Annotated in this window: 21 protein-coding genes; 7 read left to right on the top strand and 14 right to left on the bottom strand. The window is 70.7% G+C overall.

The features are described from left to right. Nucleotides 1-67 precede the first annotated feature (67 nt). The gene (locus tag AC2DGY_RS05175; RefSeq protein WP_484508634.1) at nucleotides 68-1,180 is read right to left on the bottom strand and encodes a fatty acid desaturase family protein; all 1,113 of its coding nucleotides are present in this window, start codon (nucleotides 1,178-1,180) and stop codon (nucleotides 68-70) included. A gap of 191 nt (nucleotides 1,181-1,371) precedes the next feature. Next, nucleotides 1,372-1,575 (bottom strand): cold-shock protein, encoded by a 204-nt coding sequence (locus AC2DGY_RS05170; protein WP_135068062.1) that lies wholly within the window; start codon nucleotides 1,573-1,575, stop codon nucleotides 1,372-1,374. Between the two features lie 96 nt (nucleotides 1,576-1,671). Between AC2DGY_RS05170 and AC2DGY_RS05165 the strand changes: the two genes are divergently transcribed. Further along, entirely contained in the window at nucleotides 1,672-1,887 is a 216-nt protein-coding gene (locus AC2DGY_RS05165) for a hypothetical protein (protein WP_484508633.1), read from the top strand. 298 nt (nucleotides 1,888-2,185) lie between these two features. Next, the gene (locus AC2DGY_RS05160; RefSeq protein ID WP_484508631.1) at nucleotides 2,186-2,656 is read left to right on the top strand and encodes an SRPBCC family protein; all 471 of its coding nucleotides are present in this window, start codon (nucleotides 2,186-2,188) and stop codon (nucleotides 2,654-2,656) included. A gap of 15 nt (nucleotides 2,657-2,671) precedes the next feature. Here AC2DGY_RS05160 and AC2DGY_RS05155 read toward each other — a convergent pair whose 3' ends face one another. After that, complete coding sequence (locus AC2DGY_RS05155; RefSeq protein WP_484508630.1) at nucleotides 2,672-2,983, bottom strand: hypothetical protein; 312 nt, start codon at nucleotides 2,981-2,983, stop codon at nucleotides 2,672-2,674. 209 nt (nucleotides 2,984-3,192) lie between these two features. Here AC2DGY_RS05155 and AC2DGY_RS05150 point away from each other — a divergent pair, with 209 nt between their 5' ends. Next, nucleotides 3,193-4,545, top strand: coding sequence for an APC family permease (locus AC2DGY_RS05150; RefSeq protein ID WP_484508629.1), 1,353 nt, complete (start codon nucleotides 3,193-3,195; stop codon nucleotides 4,543-4,545). Nucleotides 4,546-4,617: 72 nt separating this feature from the next. Here the strand turns inward: AC2DGY_RS05150 and AC2DGY_RS05145 are convergent, their stop codons facing one another. Next, entirely contained in the window at nucleotides 4,618-5,379 is a 762-nt protein-coding gene (locus tag AC2DGY_RS05145) for a sulfite exporter TauE/SafE family protein (protein WP_484508628.1), read from the bottom strand. 82 nt (nucleotides 5,380-5,461) lie between these two features. On the opposite strand from AC2DGY_RS05145, the gene AC2DGY_RS05140 reads away from it, so the two are divergent. Continuing rightward, nucleotides 5,462-6,394 (top strand): ROK family protein, encoded by a 933-nt coding sequence (locus tag AC2DGY_RS05140; protein WP_484508627.1) that lies wholly within the window; start codon nucleotides 5,462-5,464, stop codon nucleotides 6,392-6,394. A gap of 93 nt (nucleotides 6,395-6,487) precedes the next feature. Here AC2DGY_RS05140 and AC2DGY_RS05135 read toward each other — a convergent pair whose 3' ends face one another. From AC2DGY_RS05135 to AC2DGY_RS05100, 8 genes are all read right to left on the bottom strand, one after another. Continuing rightward, nucleotides 6,488-6,850 (bottom strand): UBP-type zinc finger domain-containing protein, encoded by a 363-nt coding sequence (locus AC2DGY_RS05135; protein ID WP_484508626.1) that lies wholly within the window; start codon nucleotides 6,848-6,850, stop codon nucleotides 6,488-6,490. Nucleotides 6,851-6,869: 19 nt separating this feature from the next. Continuing rightward, nucleotides 6,870-7,619 carry a DUF2510 domain-containing protein gene (locus AC2DGY_RS05130; RefSeq protein ID WP_484508625.1) on the bottom strand — a complete coding sequence of 250 codons (750 nt, stop codon included), beginning with the start codon at nucleotides 7,617-7,619 and terminating at the stop codon, nucleotides 6,870-6,872. 52 nt (nucleotides 7,620-7,671) lie between these two features. Then, a complete protein-coding gene (locus AC2DGY_RS05125; protein ID WP_484508624.1) occupies nucleotides 7,672-11,343 on the bottom strand; it encodes an error-prone DNA polymerase in 3,672 nt (1,223 codons plus the stop codon). Between the two features lie 99 nt (nucleotides 11,344-11,442). Beyond that, entirely contained in the window at nucleotides 11,443-13,029 is a 1,587-nt protein-coding gene (locus AC2DGY_RS05120; RefSeq protein WP_484508623.1) for a DNA polymerase Y family protein, read from the bottom strand. After that, nucleotides 13,030-13,752: a hypothetical protein gene (locus tag AC2DGY_RS05115; protein WP_484508622.1), complete on the bottom strand. Its 723-nt coding sequence runs from the start codon at nucleotides 13,750-13,752 to the stop codon at nucleotides 13,030-13,032. It abuts the gene before it with no gap. A 93-nt stretch (nucleotides 13,753-13,845) separates the two neighbouring features. Beyond that, a complete protein-coding gene (locus AC2DGY_RS05110) occupies nucleotides 13,846-14,343 on the bottom strand; it encodes an HNH endonuclease (RefSeq protein WP_484508621.1) in 498 nt (165 codons plus the stop codon). Between the two features lie 332 nt (nucleotides 14,344-14,675). Further along, nucleotides 14,676-15,584, bottom strand: a complete 909-nt coding sequence (locus AC2DGY_RS05105) for a M23 family metallopeptidase (RefSeq protein ID WP_484508620.1) — start codon at nucleotides 15,582-15,584, stop codon at nucleotides 14,676-14,678. 232 nt (nucleotides 15,585-15,816) lie between these two features. After that, on the bottom strand, nucleotides 15,817-16,518 hold the full coding sequence (locus tag AC2DGY_RS05100; protein ID WP_484508619.1) for an iron-dependent transcriptional repressor DtxR: 702 nt from the start codon (nucleotides 16,516-16,518) through the stop codon (nucleotides 15,817-15,819). Nucleotides 16,519-16,626: 108 nt separating this feature from the next. Here AC2DGY_RS05100 and serC point away from each other — a divergent pair, with 108 nt between their 5' ends. Further along, nucleotides 16,627-17,739 carry a phosphoserine transaminase gene (serC, locus tag AC2DGY_RS05095; protein ID WP_484508618.1) on the top strand — a complete coding sequence of 371 codons (1,113 nt, stop codon included), beginning with the start codon at nucleotides 16,627-16,629 and terminating at the stop codon, nucleotides 17,737-17,739. 91 nt (nucleotides 17,740-17,830) lie between these two features. On the opposite strand, the gene AC2DGY_RS05090 is transcribed toward serC, so the two are convergent. Continuing rightward, complete coding sequence (locus AC2DGY_RS05090) at nucleotides 17,831-18,601, bottom strand: DUF3027 domain-containing protein (protein WP_484508617.1); 771 nt, start codon at nucleotides 18,599-18,601, stop codon at nucleotides 17,831-17,833. Next, entirely contained in the window at nucleotides 18,585-18,968 is a 384-nt protein-coding gene (locus AC2DGY_RS05085) for a cold-shock protein (protein WP_484508616.1), read from the bottom strand. The genes AC2DGY_RS05090 and AC2DGY_RS05085 overlap by 17 nt, the downstream gene beginning before the upstream one ends. 108 nt (nucleotides 18,969-19,076) lie before the next feature. Between AC2DGY_RS05085 and AC2DGY_RS05080 the strand changes: the two genes are divergently transcribed. Beyond that, nucleotides 19,077-19,343 (top strand): multidrug ABC transporter ATPase, encoded by a 267-nt coding sequence (locus AC2DGY_RS05080; protein ID WP_484508615.1) that lies wholly within the window; start codon nucleotides 19,077-19,079, stop codon nucleotides 19,341-19,343. A gap of 2 nt (nucleotides 19,344-19,345) precedes the next feature. Further along, entirely contained in the window at nucleotides 19,346-21,073 is a 1,728-nt protein-coding gene (locus tag AC2DGY_RS05075; protein ID WP_484508614.1) for a helicase-associated domain-containing protein, read from the top strand. Nucleotides 21,074-21,106: the final 33 nt, after the last annotated feature.

Raw genomic sequence — 21,106 nt, 5'->3', positions numbered from 1 at the left:
AGCGTCAACGAAGAAACGCCCCCTCCCGCGACGCGCTGCGTCGGGAAGGGGGCGTTCGCCTACCGGGTCAGATACCGCGGATCTGCTGACGCGTCGGGCAGTCGAAGGGGTCGCGCGCGGCGAGACCGACTTCGTTGAGGTACTTGATGACGATGCCGTACGACTGGATGAGGCTCGTCTCGGTGTACGGCACGTTGAGGTTCTCGCACGCCTCGCGCACGATCACGCGGGCGCGTGACAGGTACGGGCGGGCCATGCTCGGGAACAGGTGGTGCTCGACCTGGTAGTTCAGGCCGCCCATGAGGGTGGTGGCCCACCAGCCGCCGCGCACGTTGCGGGAGGTGCGCACCTGCTTGGTGAAGAAGTCGAGGCGGGCGTCCGGTGCGATGACCGGCATGCCCTTGTGGTTCGGAGCGAAGGAGGCACCCATGTAGACGCCGAAGACGGCCATCTGCACGAAGATGAAGGCGATCGCCAACCCGAGCGGAAGGAAAAGGAAGACGGGCACGATGACCGCGGCCAGGCGCAGGAGGATCAGGGAGAGCTCGATCCAGCGGCCCTTGATGGGCTCACGCGTGGTGACGAGGTACTTGATGCCGAGGAAGTGGAGGTTCCAGCCCTCCATGGTCAGCAGCGGGAAGAACAGCCACCCCTGACGCTGGGTGATGAAGCGGACCACACCACGCGCCTTGCGGGCGTCGTCCTCGACGAACGAGATCGTGTCGATCTCGATGTCCGGGTCCTTGCCCACCCGGTTCGGGTTGGCGTGGTGCCGGCTGTGCTTGGAGTCCCACCACGAGTAGCTCATGCCGACGAGGGCAGGGCCGATGATGCGGGAGAGGCGGTCGTTGGCCGGACCCGTGGAGAGGATGACGCGGTGCGCGGCCTCATGGGCGAGGAACGCGATCTGCGTGAAGATGATGCCGAGCGCGGCGGCGATCAGGAGCTGGAACCAGCTGTCACCCAGCAGGATGAAGCCGGTGATGGCGCCGGCCAGCGCGACCGCGAGGGCGGCGGCGACCAGGGCGTAGAACCACTGGGCACGACGGAGAAGACCCATTTCTTTCACCACCTGCGAGACCTGGGTGTAGGCCTTGGCGACCGGAGGGAATGATTCACGGGTGGCATACGTCTGCCGGACCGGACCCAGTGTGGCCTGTATGGGGGTGACAGTGGTCAAGGGTCTCCTTGGGTTAGCCAGCCAGACCCAAGGTCATGCTGATGTGATACGCGGGGGCGGATGCTGCCCGCTATTGCCGACCATACTAAGGACAGCCGACGGCTGTGTGTCAACGCGCGGATGCACAGTCACTGCACAGGAGCGCGAAATGAGAAGGATGCGGCGGGCTTCATGCCCGCCGCATCCTGAGGTCACACGAGGCGAATGCTCGAGGCCTGGGGACCCTTCGGGCCGCGCTCGACGTCGAACTCGACGCGCTGTGCTTCTTCGAGCGAGCGGAAGCCGCCACCCTCGATCGCGCTGTAGTGCGCGAACACGTCGGGCGAGCCGTCCTCGGGTGCGATGAAGCCGTAGCCCTTTTCAGAGTTGAACCACTTAACAGTTCCGAATGCCATCGGATCTCTCTTTCTTGAAGAGGGGCCGCGACGGCGACCCCGATGACCGCGACGAAAAGATCGCGGAGACTTGGGGCGACGTCGCCCAGGATGGGGGTGGCCGCTGGTGCGGCCGAGCGCGTCTTCCAGCGAGCGCTGCGCGAGAACCAGCGCGGCGAAGACACCCAGCGGCTGGCCGACGGCGTCGTGGGCCGCGAACTCGGTCTCATCGATGGTCACGTGCCCGGCGTATTCGCCAGACGAGTGCGCGACGTACACGTCGAGGTCGGCCTTGAGCCACGTCAGCAGGGAAGGAGAAAGATCAGGGGATAAAAGCAAGGAAGAGATGTGAAGATGTCGATTCAGTCGTGCAACCCGGTTCAGCGATGAGGGCGGGTTTGTGGATTTTTGCCCGGATGGGCGGTGTCCGTCATTGGAATACTCATCCGGACAGCCGACGCGCGTGAATGCTCGTCGTGGTTCGACCCTACCCCAGTGCGGTGCCGCTGTCTGCATGTTCGCCCGGATGGGGCGAAATCTGCGGCGAATGCCGGGCACCATGCCTCGCGCGCTGTGCGCCGCATTACGCTCGCTGCAGGAGATCCCCCTCCCCCGAAGAGAAGAGTCCCGCATGACCGACGTGACCAGCACAGTGGACATCGACGCGCCCGCTCGCCTCGTGTGGCAAGCCCTCACCGACTTCGAGAGGTATCCCGGGTGGAATCCCTATTTCCGCCACGCCTCCGGTGTGGTCGCGCCCGGAGAGACGATTCTGCTCGGCGCGACCCTTGACGAGGGCTTCGGGAAGCCGCGACAGGGCCCTGTCCGGGTTATCACCGCGACTCCCGAGGCGGAACTCCGCTGGACGAGCCGATTCCTCCTGCCGGGCCTGATGGACGCCGATCACCGATTCACGCTCACCGCGTTGAGCCCCACTCGCACCAGGCTGGCGCAATCAGAGAAGCTGACGGGGCTCCTCGTTGCTCTCTCGCCCGCGATGATGAAGAAGATTCAGGTCAAGCTCGGGGAATTCGACCTGGCCCTGAAGGCCTACGCCGAAGGGCTGGCTACCCGGACGAATGCCGATGACACGCGTGCCTGACCGCTGTCGGTCTTCTCAGCGCCCCTCGTCCCAGTCGAAACCCGCCGTGCGGCCGGCGACGACGGCAGCGCGGCGCCGGATGCTCCAGGCCGCCAGCTCCTCGCCCTCCAGCGTGAGCGGCAGTTCCGGTTCGGATCGCACGGCCACGAGCGGGACGCCGGCCCCGAGGCTGACCCACGCCTGGCCGGCCTGACCGTCCAGCAGCGCCGGGAACGACACCAGCTCGGTGCGGCCCTGCTCGGAGAGCACGCGGAAGTACTCCAGCAGCGCTTCGGCGACGTCGTCGGTGGTCGCCATGCGCGCTCCGGTGACGAAGATGTCGAACATCTCGAGGCCCTCTCCTCCGATTCGCAGCGCACTCGGGTACGGCGCGTACGATCGGTTCAGCTTCGCCGCGTGCGGGGCGAGAACCTAGGTCTTGACCACGGCCGCGGTGGACGCTAGCGCCGGGGCAGGCGGGCTCGGGACGGTCGTGTTCCCGTCCGGCGCGGTCTGTCAAGCCGCGGCCGGCCCGGCCGGCGGCTTCTACGGTTGTGATGGTGACTACTGAGACGCAACCGCCGACGCGCCTGCGGCGAGGCATCACCGGACCGCTGCTGTTCGCGTTCATCCTCGGCGACGTGCTCGGTGCGGGCATCTACGCCTTGATGGGCGTGCTCGCCGGGCGCGTGGGCGGGATGCTGTGGGCTCCACTCCTCCTCGCCCTCCTGCTCGCGCTCCTCACGGCCGGGTCGTACGCGGAGCTGGTGACGAAGTACCCCCGGGCGGGAGGCGCGGCGGTGTTCGCCGAACGCGCCTTCAAGAACCCTCTCGTGTCGTTCCTCGTCGGCTTCAGCATGCTGGCCGCCGGTGTCACCAGCGCCGCGGGGCTGTCAATCGCCTTCGCGGGCGACTATCTGACGACGTTCATCGACCTGCCGGTCATTCCCGTCGCCATCGTGTTCCTGGCCGTCGTCGCCGCCCTCAACGCCCGCGGCATCCGCGAGTCGATGGGGGCGAACCTCGTGATGACGGTGATCGAGGTGAGCGGACTGGTGCTGGTCATCGTGGTCGTCGGCATCCTCCTCGGGGGTGGAGGCGGCGACGTGTCGCGCGTCACCCAACTCCCCGAAGATGCCGCCTTCGGCTCGGCCGTGCTCGCCGGCGCCATCATCGCCTACTACTCCTTCGTCGGCTTCGAGACGTCGGCCAATGTGATCGAGGAGGTCAAGGACCCCTCCCGCACGTTCCCGCGCGCGCTCTTCGCCGCTCTTCTCGCCGCCGGCGTCGTCTATGTCCTCGTGGGTCTCGCCAGCGCGATCGCGCTCCCCGCCGCCGAGCTCGAGGGATCCAGCGGACCGCTGCTCGATGTCGTAGAGGCCAGCGGCGTCGCCATCCCTTCATGGCTGTTCAGCCTCATCGCGCTGATCGCCGTCGCCAACGGTGCGCTGCTGACGATGATCATGGCGAGCCGGCTCGCCTACGGGATGGCTGAGCAGGGTCTGCTGCCGGCCGTCCTCGCGCGGGTCCTGCCGAAGCGGAAGACCCCGTGGGTCGCGATCGTCGCCACGACCCTCGTGGCGATGCTGCTCACCCTCGTCGGAGACCTCGCCACCCTCGCCGAAACGGTCGTGCTGCTGCTGCTGATCGTCTTCCTCAGCGCCAACGTGTCGGTGCTGGTGCTGCGTCGCGACCCCGTCGAGCACCCCCACTTCCGCGTGTGGACGTTCGTTCCGGTGCTGGGCATCGCCTCCTGCATCGTGCTCCTCACCCAGCAACGTCCCATCGTGTGGCTGTTCGGGGCCATCCTGCTCGCCGTCGGCGTGGTGCTGTTCCTCGCCGCCCGGTGGGGCCGTCGACGCGGCGAGCGCAGCCGCGCCCGCAAGGCGAGCGAGCCCACCGCCCGCTGAGCCGGGCCGCCGTCCTCCGATGAGCCGGGCCGGGCCTGAGCAGGGTGGCGCCGTCGTCACCAGCGGAGGTCGTCACCAGAGGAGGTAGAGCGCTCCGACGATCGTGAGCGCGATCACCAGGCGCTCGAACACCACCTGTGGCAGGCGGCCGGCCAGAAGACGGCCGAGCAGCCCGCCGAGGAGCACCGCCGGGATCAGCCACAGGTCAATCCACAGGCTGTCGGTCGAGAACAGCCCGAGACCGGCGGCGAAGGGCACCTTGCCGATGTTGACCACCGCGAAGAACCAGGCGCCCGTACCGAGGAACTGCTTCACCGGAAAGCGTGCCGCGAGGAAGTACATCGACATGACGGGTCCGGCGGCGTTGGCGACCATGGTGGTGAATCCGCCGAGGGTGCCGTAGACCGCTGCTGCCAGCCATCCCCCGCTCGACGCGCGCTCCACCGAGTGCGCAGCCCACCGACGCCACAGCGTCACGGCGACGACCACGAGGAGGAGCGCGCCGATGACGCGGCGGACCCACCCGTCGTCGGCGACGGCGAGGAAGGCCACCCCGAGGAGAATGCCGGCCAGGACCGCCGGGATCAGCCGGATGAGGGCGCGCCACTGGGCGTGGCGCCGGTACGCCCACAGGGCGAGCATGTCGCCGACGATGAGGAGGAGGAGGAGCGTCGCGGTGGACTCGCGCGCGGGGAGCACCGCGGCAAAGAGCGCCACGGCGATGGTGCCCCCACCGGGGAGGGCGGTCTTGGAGAGCCCGACGACGACCGCGCCGATGGCCAGCACCACCCACGACAGGGGCGTCAGATCCCCCAGTACGACGGCACCGCTCACCTGCTCAGATTACGGGGCGGGGCGCGGTAGCCCGGCACGCGCCGATGCGTTCGTTGTTATGGGCTTTCAGTAGGCTTCGGTCGTGCCTTTCGCCATCGCCGTCGACCTCGGCGGAACCAAGATCGACGCCTGCCTCGTGGACGACATCGGCACCATGGTCGCCGCCTCGCGAACCCGCGCCGCCACCGGCGCGATGAGCGACCGAGCGGGGCTCGCCCGCGCGGTGGAGACCGTCATCTCCGGCGCTGTCGCCGCCCTCCCCTCCGGCGCCGAGGTGGTCGGAGTGGGCATCGGCAGCGCCGGCCCCATCGATACCGTGCGCGAGACCGTCGCCCCGGTGAACCTCCCCCACGCGGCCGGGTTCGCGCTCGTGGACGCCGTCCGCCGCGCTCTGCCGCCGCACCTTCGCGAGGTCACCGTGCGCTTCGCCCTGGACGGCCTCTGCATCGCGATCGCCGAGCACTGGCGCGGCGCCGGGCAGGGCGTGGACACGATGATGGGCATGATCGTCTCCACCGGTATCGGCGGCGGCATCATCGCCCGCGGTGCACCGTACCTCGGAGGCACCGGCAACGCCGGGCACCTCGGTCAGATCGAGGTCGCCGGCTTCACCGCGCCGGGCGTGCACGGACTGGATGCGACGGTGGAGCGCGTCGCAAGCGGACCCAACACCGTGCGCTGGGCGCGCGACCAGGGATGGACCGGGCGTTCGGGCGAAGAGCTCGCGGCCGCGTACCGCGAGGGTCAGGAGATCGCCGTCACCGCCGTGCGCCGGAGCGCCGCCGCGGTCGGCTCCGCGCTCGCGTCGGCCACGGCGCTGCTCGACCTCGACCTGATCGTGATCGGAGGCGGCTTCTCGCACGTCTCCGATGACTACATCGACCTCGTGCGCGAGGCGCGGGACGCCACAGCCGCCTTCCCGTTCCTCTCGCGTCCGGAGATCACCCGCGCGAAGCTGGGCGGCGACAGCCCCCTGCTGGGCGCGGCGGCACTCGTCCTGCGCGAGCGGGCCTGACGCGGCTCGCCGGAGGCGTGCGCGGGGGCTCCCGCGTGCTGTGCGGGGGCTCGCCGGAGGCGTGCGCGGGGGCTCCCGCGTGCTGTGCGGGGGTCAGTCCGCCCGCGCGCGGGTGGCCAGGTGTCGCCGCCAATCCTCCGGAACCCGGCCCTCAGGGCCCGGGGACGGCTGCGACTCGGGGCGGCTCGTCGGCGGCGCCAACTCGGGCCCCTCGATGGTCGCCTGCTCCTGGTAGTCCCACCACCAGTCCTCGCCGGGCTCGAAGCTCTGGATGTAGCGGTGTCCTGTGCTCTCCCAGTGAGCGGTGGCGTGGCGGGAGGGCGAGTCATCGCAGCATCCCACATGCCCGCACGCCGTGCACCGGCGGAGGTGCACCCACCAACTGCCGCTCGCCTCGCAGTCGATGCATCCGTTCGACGAGGGCTTTACCGTCGTGTCGATCTGTTCGTCGGTCATCGTTCCTCCTCCGGCGCGCCTAGGGGCGCGAGAAGTTCTCGTAGGTGTTCATGAGGGTGAACACCTCGTTGATCAGGTACACCGCGAAGACGAGACCGATCACGATGCTGAGCACCGTCACGGCGATCCACGCCCACACCGGGGCGAGGCCCTTGCCCGTCTGCCGTCGCAGGATCACGCCGCGGCCGATGACGTACACGCCGTTGGTGATCACCAGGGTGAAGAAGATCCACGCCCAGTGGAAGGGCTTGTCGATGCCGCGCGCACGCAGGGTGCGCCAGTCGAGGTAGGCGAAGACCACCTGCGCGGCGATGATCAGGTAGCCCAGCAGAGTCAGCGCGAGGATGCCGCCGGTGAGCCCGGTCGCCCACGCCGAGGAGGGCGACTCCATGGAGTCTTCGATGCTGTCCTCGAGGAACTCGCGCCAGTCGATGAAGAACAGCGGGACGAAGGTCAGCAGCGGCAGGAAGACGATCAGCCAGATCCACGGCGTCTCGGTCGGGATGTCGCGACGCTCCGGCGCGGCCGTGGCGGGCGCCGACGGGTAGGCCGGATACGTCGTCGCGGGCGGGTATGCCGGGTACGCCGCAGCCGCTGCCGCGGGGGCCGCGGCTGACGTCGGCGCGGGGGCGGCGGCGGGGGCGGCGGCGGCGGGCTGGGCCGCGGGCTGGCGGGCGTCGGTCCACGCCGAGCCGTTCCACCAGCGGTGGACGGAAGGGTTGTCCGGGTCGGCGTACCAGCCCGGGGGATACTGCGGTGCGTCGGTCATGTCGGTCCTTCCGCGAGGGGGCCCTTCGCGTCGAGTCTATTAGCCGCGCCTGTCACCGGAAGTCGCGCGAGATATGCGTCACCCCCACGCGCAGATCTTCGAACCGGTCGGCCACGAGGTTGGTGACCCCTTCGACCGAGCGCTCCAGGATGCCGCGCACGATCAGTGCCGGCGACTCCCGCACGACGCGACGGTGCCGGTTCCACAACCCGACCGAGCAGATCACGTTGACCAGCCCGTGCTCGTCCTCGAGGTTGAGGAAGGTGATGCCGGATGCGGTGGCCGGACGCTGACGGTGGGTCACCAGCCCCGCGACCTCGACACGGCGGCCGCTCTCGTGCGTGCGGAGCTCACGCGAGGTGAGCACCCCTCGCGCGTCGAGGTGGGAACGGTAGTGCGTGAGCGGGTGGTCGTCGGGCGAGATCCCGGTCGCCCACAGGTCGGCGGCGAGCACCTCGTAGCTCGTCGGGTCGGGGAAAAGCGGCGGCTGCACCGACACCATCGAATCGGGCAGGTACTCGGCACGATCCTGCGCGGCCGAGCCGGAGACCCAGATGGCCTCGCGGCGACTGACGCCCAGACTCTCGAACGCCCCCGCGGTGGCCAGCGCCTCCAGCTGGGCGGCGGTGAGCCCGGTGCGGCGGACGAGATCGCGCAGATCGCGATAGTCGCCGGACGCCTCCCGCTCGGCGACGATGCGCTCGGCCACCTTCGCGCCGATCCCGGTGACTCCGGCCAGTCCCAGCCGCACGGCGAACCGCCCGTCCCGCCGGTGCGCCTCCGACTCGTCGGGAGCCTTCGGGTCGAACTTCCCCACCGGCGGCTGCACGCGCTGGGCGCACGCATCCCGCCCGGTCGGTCCGGACGGTCCGGACGCTTCGACAGGCTCAGCGACCGGCCCCTGGGCCGCCCGCCGCCCGTCCGGCGAAAACCGAGGAGATCGCGCGGATCGAGGAGCGGACCCGTCCGCAGCATCCTCGATTCCCGAGATCTCCTCGGAATCCGCGCCCGGCTCGACAGGCTCAGCGACCGGCCCCTGGGCCACCCGCCCGTCCGGGGAAAACCGAGGAGATCGCGCGGATCGAGGAGCGGATCCGTGCGCAGCATCCTCGATTCCCGAGATCTCCTCGGAATCCGCGCGGGGCTCGAGGGTGGCCTGGACGCCGGAGCGCCGCAGGTCGGGGCGGCGCACCTCGACACCGTGCCGGCGCGCGTCGGCGCTCAGCGTCGCCGGCGAGTAGAACCCCATCGGCTGCGCGCGCAGCAGCCCGGCGAGGAACGCGGCCGGATAGTGCAGCTTGATCCACGAGCTCGCATAGACCAGCAGAGCGAACGAGAGGGAGTGGGATTCGGCGAACCCGAAGTTCGCGAACGCCTGGATCTTCGCGTAGATCCCGTCGGCGACCTCGCCGGTGAGTCCGTTGCGGGCCATTCCGGCGTACAGCTTCTCGCGGAGCTTCTCGATCCGCTCCACGCCGCGCTTGGACCCCATCGCGCGGCGGAGGAGATCAGCATCCTCGGCCGTGCAATCCCCCACCGCGACGGCCATCTGCATGAGCTGCTCCTGGAACACCGGCACGCCCATCGTCCGCTCGAGCACCGGGCGGAGCTTCTCGTGGGCGTAGGTCACCTCCTCCTGGCCGAGCTTGCGCCGGACGAACGGATGCACCGCCCCGCCCTGGATCGGACCGGGGCGGACGAGCGCGATCTGCACGACGAGGTCGTAGAACCGGCGCGGCTGCAGGCGCGGGAGCAATCCCATCTGCGCGCGCGATTCGACCTGGAACACCCCGATCGAATCGGCGCGGCACAGCATGTCGTAGACGGCCTTCTCCTCCTTCGGGATCGTCGCGAGCTCCCACTTCTCCCCCGTCGCGTCGTGGATGAGATCGAAGCAGTACTGCAGCGCCGCCAGCATCCCCAGGCCCAGCAGGTCGAATTTCACCAGCCCCATCCAGGCGGCATCGTCCTTGTCCCACTGGATGACCGTGCGGTTCTCCATGCGCGCGTGCTCGATGGGCACCACCTCCCCCACGGGGCGGTCGGTGAGCACCATGCCGCCGGAGTGGATCCCCAGATGCCGCGGCGCCTTGAGCAGCTCGGTGGCGTACGTCAGCACCTGATCGGGGATGTCGTGGTCGGCGCCGGTGTCGAGCGCCGCCCCCCACCGCTCGACCTGCTTCGACCACGCGTCCTGCTGCCCCGGCGAGTGCCCGAGCGCCTTGGCCATGTCGCGGACGGCGTTCTTCGGCCGGTACTGGATGACGTTGGCCACCTGTGCGGCGCGGTCACGGCCGTACTCGCGGTACACCCACTGGATGATCTCCTCGCGGCGAGCGGAGTCGAAGTCGACGTCGATGTCGGGCTCTTCGTCGCGGAGGCTCGAGAGGAACCGCTCGAACGGGAGGTCGTACGCGATCGAATCGACCGCGGTGATGTCGAGCAGGAAGCACACGGCGCTGTTGGCCGCCGACCCGCGACCCTGGCACAGGATGCCGCGGCGACGGGCCTCCTGCACGATGCCGTAGACGATGAGGAAGTAGCCGGGGAAGTCCTTCATCTCGATCACCCCGAGCTCGCGCTCGATGCGGTCGCGATCCTTCGGCTTCAGGTCGGGGTACTTGCGCGGCACCGCCTCCCACACGAGGTGCCGCAGCCACGACATCGGCGTGTGCCCGTCGGGCACGGTCTGCTTCGGCAGCGCGGGCTTGGCCCGGCGGAGCGGAAAGGCGAGCTCGTCGGCGAGGGTCACGGTGCGCGCCACCGCGCCGGGATACCGCGCGAACCGGCGGGCCATCTCCGCGCCCGAGCGCAGATGAGCGCCGGCGTGGGCCGGCAGCCATCCGTCGAGTTCGTCCAGTCCCCGGTTCGCCCGCACCGCGGCGACGGCCGCTGCCAGGAGTTCCCGCTCGGGGGCCGCGTAGTGCACGTTGTTCGTGGCGAGCACCGGCAGTTTCCGCTCGGCGGCGAGCGCGGCGAGGAGGTCGTTGTCCCGCGAATCGAGCGGATTGCCGTGGTCGATCAGCTCGACGTGCACGGCGTCGGGACCGAAGAGCCCGACGAGCCGGTCGAGGGCGGCGGCCGCCGCATCCGGGCCGCCGTCGGCGAGCGCGCGGCGGACGGTGCCCTTGCGGCACCCCGTGAGCACCGCCCAGTGCGGATCGCGAGGGCCGCCGGCCCGTTCGGCGAGGTCGTCGAGGTCGTACACCGGCCGGCCCTTCTCCGCCCCGCGCAACTGCGCGGCCGTGATCGCCGCGGCGAGCCGGTGGTACCCCTCCTCCCCGCGGGCCAGCACGAGCAGATGCGAGCCGACCGGATCGGCCTCGCCGTTCTGCGGGCCGGGCAGGTTCAGCGACAGCTCGGCGCCGAAGACGGTGCCCAGCTGCAGCGTCTCGGCGGCCTCGGCGAAGCGGACGAGGCCATAGAAGCCGTCGTGGTCGGTGACCGCGAGGGCGTGCAGCCCCAGCCGCTCGGCCTCCTCGGCGAGTTCTTCGGGCGAGGATGCTCCGTCCAGGAACGAATACGACGAGTGGGCGTGCAGTTCGGCGTACGGCACGGTGTCGGCAGGACGCTCGATGGCCGGGGGCACGTAGGGCCCGCGCTTGTGCGACCACGCCGGGCTGTCGCCGCCGTCCGCTCCGGCGGGAACGGGGCGCGGACGGCGCCGGTCGCTGAGGGTGCGTTCGATCTCCGACCACGGCACCGGCGGGTTGTGGAAGCCCATCACCGGCCCTTCGACAAGCTCAGGGACCGGAGGTTCGACAGGCGCTGGGGGCGGCCCTTCGACAAGCTCAGGGACCGGGGGGTCGACGGGGAGCGGGGGTCAGTCATAGCGGCCCTCGGCGGTCCAGACGCCCGCTTCCTCCACGAGCAGCCAGGCCACCCCGTCGGTGTCGATCACCTGGAACCGGTGCGCGCGGCGGCTGCGTGCCGCATCCCATCCCCGCTCGCGGATCGGCCACGGCCCGGCCCACGACCGGATGCGACTGCGCCGCCCCCCGGCGGCGAAAAAGGCCGGCGGGGCGCTCATGACCTCACGCTCCCCCACGGTCACCGTCGCTCCCGCGACATCGGTGACCTCCACCGGCCGCGGCTGCGGGTAGACGGTGGTCGGCAACGGGTCGGGGAGGCTCCCCGGCCACGGGCGCGCGCGTTCCTTCGCCATCACCGCACGATCGCCCCACGGCACAAGCACCTGGCGTTCGGTGAGCCAGCGTCCACCGCCGACGGCCGGAGTGAGCACGCCGCGGTGGCCGAGCATCGCCTGCACGCGCGAGAGGGCGTGATGCACGCGTTCCTCGGGGCCCGCCCCGAACAGTCCGATGACGTGGTGGGATGCGGCATCCACCGCCTCCGGCGAGATGCGCACGCGCGCCACGCCGCTGCCGAGGACGCTCTGCGCGTCTTCGGCGAGCTGCCACCGCACCCGGTCGACCACGGCGGGCGCATCGAATGACCCCGGATGCAGCCACACCCGCTCGCTGCGTTCACCGCGGTCGCCGGTGAGCTCGACCCGCAGCTCCGTGCAGACCAGGCGCCGCTCGCCCAGCGCCGTGACGAACTCGTCCGCGGCGATCCGCATCCCGAAGGCGATCTGCTCGGCCAGTTCCAGAGGCGGCTCGAACGTCACCTCCCGATGCAGTTCGGGCGGTGGCGTGCGCGGCTCGACGGGGCGGGAATCCCGCCCGGAGGCGAGCGCGTGCAACCGGACCCCCTGCTCCCCGAACCGCTCCCGCACGCGCTCGGCCTCCATCGCCGCGAAGGCACCGAGGGTGTGCACCCCCAGCCGGGCCAGGAGTTCCGGCAGCCCCGCCTCCCGGGATGCGGGGGACCCGGTTGCGTCCGACTGCAGCACGGCCACCGACAGCGGCGCGAGGAACGGCGCGGCCTCGCCGGGGGGAACGATCCGCACGGGGTCGTCCGGGCGGGTGGCGCGGGCGGCGAGCTGGGCCGTGAACGGCCCGTCGGCGACGCCCGCGCGCACCGACGTCAGCGCGTCGGCGACGAGGGCGGCCAGAATCGTGCGGGCCGCCTCGTCCTCTCCGCCGTAGTACCGGGCGGGTCCGCGCGCCCGCAGCGCGCACAGCCCGGGGCGGACGATCTGCACGCCGGGCGCGAGCTCTTCGATCCGCGAGACGACCGGGGCGAAAGCACGGGCATCGCGGGCAGGGTCGGCGGGCACGACGATCAGCCCGGGGCTGAGCGCCTGCGCATCGCGCCGTCGCTGGCCGCGTCGCACCCCCGCGGCGCGCGCGGCCTCCGAGCACGCCACGACGACGTTGTTCGCGAACACCGCGACCGCTGCGTCGGAGCTCAGCGCCTCGGGGTCGGATGCGGCAGCGTCCAGGGCGAGCGCGGTCACCGGCCAATCGGGAAACCACAGCACGAGGCTGCGTACGGGTGCGAGCACTCAGCCCACCGCCCTCACCTCGGACAGCTCCGGCACCGCCTCCAGGCGGGGGCGCTGGGCGGCGGCGCCGCCGAGCAGCGACACGGTGCCGTCGGCAGCGGGAAGGAGCATCCGGGCGCGCCGCGCGGACGGGGAGCGGCGACTGGTCACCGACACGGTCAGTTCGCGCCCGGCGAGGTATCCGTGCCCGTCGCCCAGGCCTTCCCAGCGCGGGTCGGCGACGTCGATCACGGCTTCGGCCTGCGGCCATGAGCCCTGCACGAGCAGGACGGTGCCACGATCGCGCAGCCGGGCGGCCAAACGCGACACGTCGGCGTCGGTCACCCGGGCGGGCGGGCGCACGGCGACCACGGGCATCACCTCGGCGATCGTCGCGGTGATCGCGAGCCACCGCGGGCCGGGGTCGGGCACGAAGACCAGCCGGTCGAGATCGAGCCCGTAGCGCTCAGCCGCTTCGACGCCCAGCTCGGGCATGCCCACGGCTGCGCACCACGCGCCGTCCTGCGACGGCCGCGCCATCAGCGCGAGCAGCAGCGCGGTCGAGGAGGCGAGGGCGTAAGCGGAGCCCGGGCGCAGTCCGCCGCCGGGAAGGAGTCCCGCGAACGCCGGATGGGTCGGCATCGCCGGCGCGTCGAGACGGCGGCCCTGCATCCGTTCGAGCTGTGCGCGCAGCTCACGCACGTCACTCAGCGCTTCCGCCTCGGTTCGCACGATCGCCCTCACTCCCACAGGCTAGAACATTCGTTCTAGGGTCTCAATCCCTGTGGTTCGAAGATACGAACGCCTTCCGACATTCGCGTCGGGGCGAGGAGCGGGTCAGGCGGCCAGAGCCAGGTACGGTTCCCAGCGCGGGTCAGCCCGGTCGGTGCCGCGCACCGTCCACTGCGTCCCGTGCGGCGCTCCCGGGATCAACCGCAGCTCCCACGACATCTCCTGCGGCGTGCGGTCGCCCTTGAGGTTGTTGCACCGCAGGCAGCATGCGACGAGGTTCTCCCACGAGTCCGCGCCTCCGCGGGAGCGGGGCAGGACATGATCGATCGTGGATGCGGTCTTGCCGCAGTAGGCGCAGCGGTGCCCGTCGCGGCGCAGTACGCCTCTTCGGGTGACCGGCACGCGGCGCCCGCCCGGCACCCGCACGTAGCGGGTGAGGAGGATCACCGCGGGGCGGTCGTAACACCCCGAGTTCCCCCACACGGGGTCGCCCTCCACACGCTCGATGACGGTGGCCTTCTCGTCCATCACGAGCACGATGGCCCGCTTGAACGACACGATGGCGAGCGGCTCATAGCCCGCATTGAGCACCAGTGTGCGCATTCCGCTTCCTCTCGAATGGCCGGGACGGATTCTCGGATATTCGACGTGCGACGGATCAAGGAGCGCAGGTTATGAAAAAGGCGCTGTCTTCACAGACAGCGCCAGAACGTCGCGGCAGGGCCGCAGCATCCGATTCCACGATGCCGAAGGACGAGCAGGCCAAGCGCATCCGTGGTGCGGATGCGAGGTGTGCTGCCCATCGGCGACCTCCGCTTTCTCTCAGCGTCGCTGACAGGCTAACCCACGCGACACGCCCGGGGATCGCCGCCGGGGAAAACGAAAGGCGGCGTGTCGAGGAACGGATTCCTCGCACGCCGCCTTCGGCGGATGTGTCAGCTGGCGTTCATCTCGAGCCACGCCCACGGGTCGACGACCGGGCCGTTGACGTGCACTTCGAAGTGCAGGTGGCATGCCGTCGAGCTGCCGGTGGATCCGACGACGCCGATGAGCTGCCCGGCCGAGACGGTCTGACCCGCCTGGACGACGCGGCTGCCGTAGGTCATGTGACCGTACAGCGTGTTCACGCGCTGGCCGTTGATGACGTGGTCGATCGTGACGCCGACGCCGTAGCCGCCGTAGCTCTCCTGCGAGACGCGCACGACGCCCGCGGCGGCGGCGAACAGCGGCGTGCCGCACGAGGCGAGCAGGTCGACGCCCTGGTGGTAGCCGGAGTCGCCGAGGCCGCGGCCCTTCTTGAACCCCGACAGCGGCCAGCGGACCTCCCCGGATCCCGGAGCGGTCATCGTGAGGTCGACCGAGGACAGCCGCGTCGAGGACGACGAGGAGGAGGACGAAGCGACCGCGGCGGCGGCGGCGGCGCGGGCGCGCTCTGCGGCAGCCTCGGCCGCCTTCTTCTTCTCGATCTCCTCCGCGGTGGTCGCGGCGTAGCTGCTTCGCTGCAGCTGCTCCGCGGATGCGTCCGAGGCGACCACGAGAGACTGCGCGTCGTCAGCGGAGATCTGCTGCAGCGTGCGCGCTTCCTCCTCGGGCTGCCACGCCGCGTAGGCCGGCAGCGCCACTGTGGCGATCAGGCCGGCGACCATCGTCAGGATCACGGCGCTGCGGAGCGGTGTCGCCGTGCCCGAACGGATCGGGCGGGGCGTCGTCGAGCGCGCGGGCCGCGGTGCGCGGGCGGGGGGCCGCACCTTCGCACGAGCGGATGCGCGCACTCGACCTCGGCGCGTCATGTCGGTCGGGTTCTGCTCGGGTGCAGAGCCGATCGAATCGATTTCTTCAGCCAATAGTTCCTCCGTCGCCTCCGCGCACATAGCGCTGGCTCGTCGGCACTCGATGTCAGGGCACGATCGCGCGCGTAAACCCACCGCAGACGACGAGCCAGAGAGGCAATCTGCGCGGGGTCCGACGGTGGGCTTCTCACCTGTGGACGGGATGAACGCTACCGGAAGGTAACGAATAAGTCACGCTGACGACAAACCCTGTGGACAATCGATGTCCGAAGGCGGCTGGGGAGGCTCAGCGCTTCTCGTCGACGAGGAAGATGTGCGAGGCGACTTCGACCGGCAGTTCGAGGCCCTCGTCGATGCCATCCATCTGCACGAGGACGTAGCCCTCGCTGAACCGATAATCTCCCCGCGCACCCGGGACGACGCCGGCCGCTTTGAGCTGCTGCAACAGTTCGGGATCCACCTGCGCGGGCTCGGCGAGACGGCGCACGGTTCCGACGATGGGCTCTCCGGCCTCGTTGAGCCGGCGCACGAGGCCCACCACGCCCTGCTCGAACGTGTTCGCCGGGTGGTCTCCCAGCTGGTCGAGGCCGGGGATGGGGTTGCCGTAGGGCGACTCGGTGGGGTGGCCGAGGAGTTCGACGAGGCGACGCTCGACCTGCTCGCTCATGACGTGCTCCCAGCGGCAGGCCTCTTCGTGCACGTAGGCCCAGTCCAGGCCGATCACGTCACTGAGCAACCGCTCGGCGAGGCGATGCTTGCGCATCACGTCGACCGCCTTCTGGCGTCCGGCATCGGTGAGCTCGAGGCGGCGGTCCTCCGACACCACGACCAGACCGTCGCGCTCCATGCGCCCGACGGTCTGCGACACCGTCGGGCCGGAGTGCCCGAGGCGCTCGGAGATGCGTGCGCGCAGGGGAACGATGTTCTCCTCCTCGAGCTCGAGGATCGTGCGCAGGTACATCTCCGTGGTGTCGATGAGATCGGTCATAGGGCGGGGTTCCTCGGCGCTCAGCGGGTGGACTTCCAGCCTATCCAACGGGGAGCGCCCGGGATCCGGGCGCCGGAGGCGGGGGCGCGGCCACCGTAGAATCGAGCCATGCCGCACGTTGATCTGCCTCGCGACCTGTTGCCCGCCGACGGACGCTTCGGATGCGGTCCGTCCAAGATCCGCGGAGCGCAGCTCGAGGCGCTCGTCACCCGCGGCGCCACGCTGCTCGGAACGTCGCACCGGCAGGCGGCCGTGAAGAACCTCGTCGGAAGCGTCCGCGGACGCCTGGGTGAGCTGTTCCGCCTTCCCGACGGCTACGAGGTGATCGTCGGAAACGGCGGGTCGACCGCATTCTGGGACGCAGCAGCGTTCGGCCTCATCCAGCGGCGCGCGCAGAACCTCGTCTTCGGCGAGTTCGGCGGCAAGTTCGCCGCCGCCGCGAAGACGCCGTGGCTGGAAGCTCCCGATGTGCGCAAGGTCGAGCCCGGCACGGCGACCGTCGCCGAGCCCGTCGAGGGCGTCGACGTGTACGCGTGGCCGCACAACGAAACCTCCACGGGGGTCGCGACCCCGGTGACGCGCGTCCAGGGCGACACCGGCGCCCTCACCGTGATCGACGGGACGAGCGCGGCCGGCGGCATCGACCTGGACATCGCACAGGCCGATGTCTATTACTTCGCGCCGCAGAAGAACCTCGGATCGGACGGCGGCCTGTGGTTCGCCGTGGTCTCCCCCGCCGCGATCGAGCGCATCGAGCGGATCGCCGCATCCGACCGGTACATCCCCGAGTTCCTCAGCCTGAAGAACGCGCTGGACAACTCCCGCCTGCAGCAGACGCTGAACACCCCGGCGCTGACCACGCTGCTGCTGCTCGATGACCAGCTGTCGTGGATCCTCGACAACGGCGGGCTGACGTGGGCGCACGCGCGCACGTCGGAGTCATCCACCGCCCTGTACGAATGGGCGGAGGCCTCCGCCGTGACCACCCCGTTCGTCGCCGATCCGGCCGACCGCTCGCCGGTCGTGGTGACGGTGGACTTCGACGAGCGCATCGACGCCGCCGCGGTGGCTGCGAGCCTCCGCGCCAACGGGATCGTCGACACGGAGCCGTACCGCAAGCTCGGCCGCAACCAGCTGCGCATCGCGACGTTCGTCTCGATCGAGCCGGACGACGTGCGCCAGCTCATCCGCTCCATCGACTACATCATCGAGCGGCTCTAAGCGCCGTCGAGTCGCCAAAAAACGCCGGATTCTCCGGCAAAAACGCGCGTTTGTTGGCGAGTCGACGGGGAGAACGAAGGGAGCGGGCGGCTCAGTCGTCGCGGCGGGAGCCGTCGTCCTCGTCGGAGTCGTCGTCGTCGTCGGAGTCGTCCTCGTCGGACTCGTCGTCCGAGTCCTCGTCGTCGTCGGAGTCGTCGTCCGAGTCCTCGTCGTCGTCGACGTCCTCGTCGTCGTCGGAGTCGTCGTCCGAGTCCTCGTCGTCGGAGTCGTCGTCCGAGTCCTCGTCCTCGTCCGAGTCCTCGTCGTCCTCGTCGTCCTCGTCGGAGTCCTCGTCGTCGTCGGGAGCGGAGGGGTCGAGCTCGTCGATGTCGACCCCGTCGACGTCGCCGGCGTGCAGGATCGGCGAGCCGTCGTCATCGAGCTCGTCGTCATCCAGGTCGTCGCCCAGCACGTCGTCGATCTCGTCGTCGTCGAGGTCGTCCTCGGCGTCATCCTCGTCGTCGACGTCTCCTCCCGTGGCGTCGGCCGAATCGGCCACGTTCTGGGCAGCCTGGTACTCCGCCAGCCGCACGGCCCACGGCACCCACTCCGGAGCGAGCAGGGCCTGGTCGCCGGGAAGCAGCTCGACCTCGAGCACGGTCGGGTCGGCGTCGTCCACGCGAGCGAGGCTGACCGTCCAGAACCAGCCCGGGTATCCGGCGAGGCGATTGGCGAACCTCAGCGACACCACGCCGTCGCCCTCATCGAGGTAGCCGACCGGCTCCCCGATGGAGGACTCGGGGGTCACTTCGAGCAGCGCCGCACGGGCGAGGTCGGATGCGGCGAGCAGACGCTCGTCGACCGGCTCAGGCGTCGAGGTCATCGGCGACCTTGCGGAGAACGGCGGCGACCTTCTTGCCGTGCGAACCGCTGGGGTACCGGCCGCGGCGGAGGTCGGTGCCGATGTCGTCGAGGAGCTTGACGAGATCCTCGACGATCACGGCCATGTCGTCGGCGGGTTTGCGCGTGCGCTTGGACAGGCTCGGCGGCGCCTCCAGCACGCGCACCGAGAGCGCCTGCAGACCGCGCTTGCCCTCGGCGACACCGAACTCCAGCCGCGCACCGGCCTTCGGGGCGGGAGCGCCGGCGGGCAGGGCAGTCGCGTGCAGGAAGACGTCCTGGCCGTCATCGCTGGTGATGAAGCCGAACCCCTTCTCTTCGTCGTAGAACCTGACCTTGCCGGTGGGCATCGGAACCTCACTGAAACGGGGGTCCGCGTGTGCGGACGGATGGATCGCGACCGGAGGGTCGCCATCTTCCAGACTACGGCACGGGCGCGAACCGCTAGGCTGAGGGGGATGAGCAGCCGTATGCCGAGCGAGGATCTGCCGGTCCGTCGCATTGACCGCATCCTGGCATTCATGTCGCTCGGCCTGCTGCTCCTGTCGATCGCCTGCTTCATCGCGATCATGATCGGGTCCACCGCCAGAGCGGATTTCGGCACAGGAATGTGGCCGACGGTCGGTGTGACCGTCTACATCGCGCCGGTGCTCGCCTTCGTGTTGCTGATCACGGTGCTCGTGATGAGCTTCGTGCGAAGGGCCCGCGCCAACCGGGACCGCTGATCGTGCCGCCGACCTCCGATCAACGCGCGCTGGCCACTGCCCTGGCTGCACTGGATGACGCCGAGCTCTCGGGGCTGCTCGCCGGCCGTGGCGCTCCCCCGTCGGCCGGATGGCGCGACCTGTTCGACGTGGCCGCGGCCCTGCTGGAGCCGACCTCGGTCGCCCGGGCCCTGATCGCGCTGCCGTACGGCCCGGCCCTCGCCCTCACGCTCTCCGTCACGGCAGGCGAGGCGGTGCCGGACGATGACCGCGCCGCTCTCGTGGCCGTGGGCCTCGTGGATGCCGACGGCCGCCCCTTCGCGGCGGTGACCACGGCCGTGCGCGACCGGGAGCCTCCCGTCGAACGCGCGGGCTCGTTCGACCGGTCCACGTCCCCCGCCGACGACGCCGCCGCCGCCGAACGCGCCTTCACCTCGGCGGCATCCCTCGCCGACCTGCTGCTGCGCGCCCTGACCGAGCCGCTCACCCGCATCGGCAACGGGGCACTGGGCGCCGGCGACCGCCGCGCGCTCGTCGAATCCGGCGCGGTGCCCGATGGCGACACCGCGGATCTGCTCGTCGGACTCGGGGCAGCCACCGGACTCCTCCACCCCGAGGAGCGGGCGTGGCTGGTCACCGCGGCCGGGCGCGAATGGGTCGCCAGCCCCACCATCGAGCGCTGGACGAGCGTTGCCGAACGGCTTCGCGACGCCTTCCCCGCGGGGTTGCGCACGCGCACCGGCGGGTGGGTCGCTGCCGCGACGTGGACCGACGCCTACCCCTTCGACACCGCGTGGCCGACCCGGGCAGGCCTGTGGCGCGCCCGGGCGGTGGCGTGGGGACTCCTGACACCGGCCGGTGGAGAACCACCCTGGGCGGTGACGCTGGCCGCCGGCGGCGAGGCGGATGCGGCGGCCCTGGCCGCGTTCCTGCCCCCCGAGGTCGATCGCGTGTACCTGCAGAACGACCTCACCGCCATCGCCCCGGGTCCGCTCATGCCCCACCTGGACGTGCGCCTGCGGAGCATGGCGGTGCGGGAGTCGCGCGCACAGGCCGCGACCTACCGGTTCAGCGCCGACACCATCGCCGCAGCCATCACGGCCGGTGAGACCGCCGAGTCGCTCCGCGCGTTCCTTTCCGACCTGTCGCTCACGGGAGTGCCGCAGCCGCTCGAGTACGTCCTCAGCCGCACCGCCGACCGCTACGGCCTCCTGCGGGTCGGACGGGATGCGGCCACCGGACGCACCCGCGTGACCAGCGACGACCCCGCCGCGCTGGAGACGGTGGCCGTCGACCAGGCGCTGCGCTCTCTCGGGCTCATCCACGACGGCAGCGCCCTCGTCTCGCGGGTGGGCGACGACACGGTCTTCTGGGCCCTCGCCGACGCACGCTATCCGGTGGTGGCGGTGGACGAGGCGGGGATGCCGCGACAGCTGGATCGTGCGCGCTTGGCGCCGGACCGCGCGGCGCCCTCCCCCACCGAGCAGTACGCCGAACTCGTGGCCCGGGTGCGCGCGGGCAGCGAGTCAGAAGACGCCGACGCGGCGTGGCTCGAGCGTGAACTGGACACCGCCGTACGGGCACGCTCGGTCGTGGACGTGGTGGTGCGCCTGCCGGACGGGTCCACCCGCACCTTCCGCCTGGAGGCGACGGGGCTGGGCGGCGGGCGTCTGCGCGGCCGCGACCGCGGGGCCGACGTCGAACGCACCGTGCCGTTGTCCAGCATCGCGAGCGTGCATCCCGTGCCGTGAGGGCCGTTCACCTCTGCCGCGACGGTAGAATCG

The organism is Microbacterium sp. Z6_144, from assembly GCF_057197625.1.
Note: the sequence above shows the minus strand (reverse complement) of the source record. Positions and strands in the feature narration are given on the sequence as shown.

Coding starts and splice junctions, on each gene's coding strand:
- AC2DGY_RS05150 (WP_484508629.1), top strand. CDS start 3,193: ATGGTGACTACTGAGACGCAACCGCCGACGCGCCTGCGGCGAGGCATC.
- serC (WP_484508618.1), top strand. CDS start 16,627: ATGCCGCACGTTGATCTGCCTCGCGACCTGTTGCCCGCCGACGGACGC.
- AC2DGY_RS05155 (WP_484508630.1), bottom strand. CDS start 2,983: ATGTTCGACATCTTCGTCACCGGAGCGCGCATGGCGACCACCGACGAC.
- AC2DGY_RS05170 (WP_135068062.1), bottom strand. CDS start 1,575: ATGGCATTCGGAACTGTTAAGTGGTTCAACTCTGAAAAGGGCTACGGC.
- AC2DGY_RS05085 (WP_484508616.1), bottom strand. CDS start 18,968: ATGCCCACCGGCAAGGTCAGGTTCTACGACGAAGAGAAGGGGTTCGGC.
- AC2DGY_RS05130 (WP_484508625.1), bottom strand. CDS start 7,619: ATGACCGACGCACCGCAGTATCCCCCGGGCTGGTACGCCGACCCGGAC.
- AC2DGY_RS05135 (WP_484508626.1), bottom strand. CDS start 6,850: ATGACCGACGAACAGATCGACACGACGGTAAAGCCCTCGTCGAACGGA.
- AC2DGY_RS05080 (WP_484508615.1), top strand. CDS start 19,077: ATGAGCAGCCGTATGCCGAGCGAGGATCTGCCGGTCCGTCGCATTGAC.
- AC2DGY_RS05100 (WP_484508619.1), bottom strand. CDS start 16,518: ATGACCGATCTCATCGACACCACGGAGATGTACCTGCGCACGATCCTC.
- AC2DGY_RS05160 (WP_484508631.1), top strand. CDS start 2,186: ATGACCGACGTGACCAGCACAGTGGACATCGACGCGCCCGCTCGCCTC.
- AC2DGY_RS05090 (WP_484508617.1), bottom strand. CDS start 18,601: ATGACCTCGACGCCTGAGCCGGTCGACGAGCGTCTGCTCGCCGCATCC.
- AC2DGY_RS05110 (WP_484508621.1), bottom strand. CDS start 14,343: ATGCGCACACTGGTGCTCAATGCGGGCTATGAGCCGCTCGCCATCGTG.
- AC2DGY_RS05125 (WP_484508624.1), bottom strand. CDS start 11,343: ATGGGCTTCCACAACCCGCCGGTGCCGTGGTCGGAGATCGAACGCACC.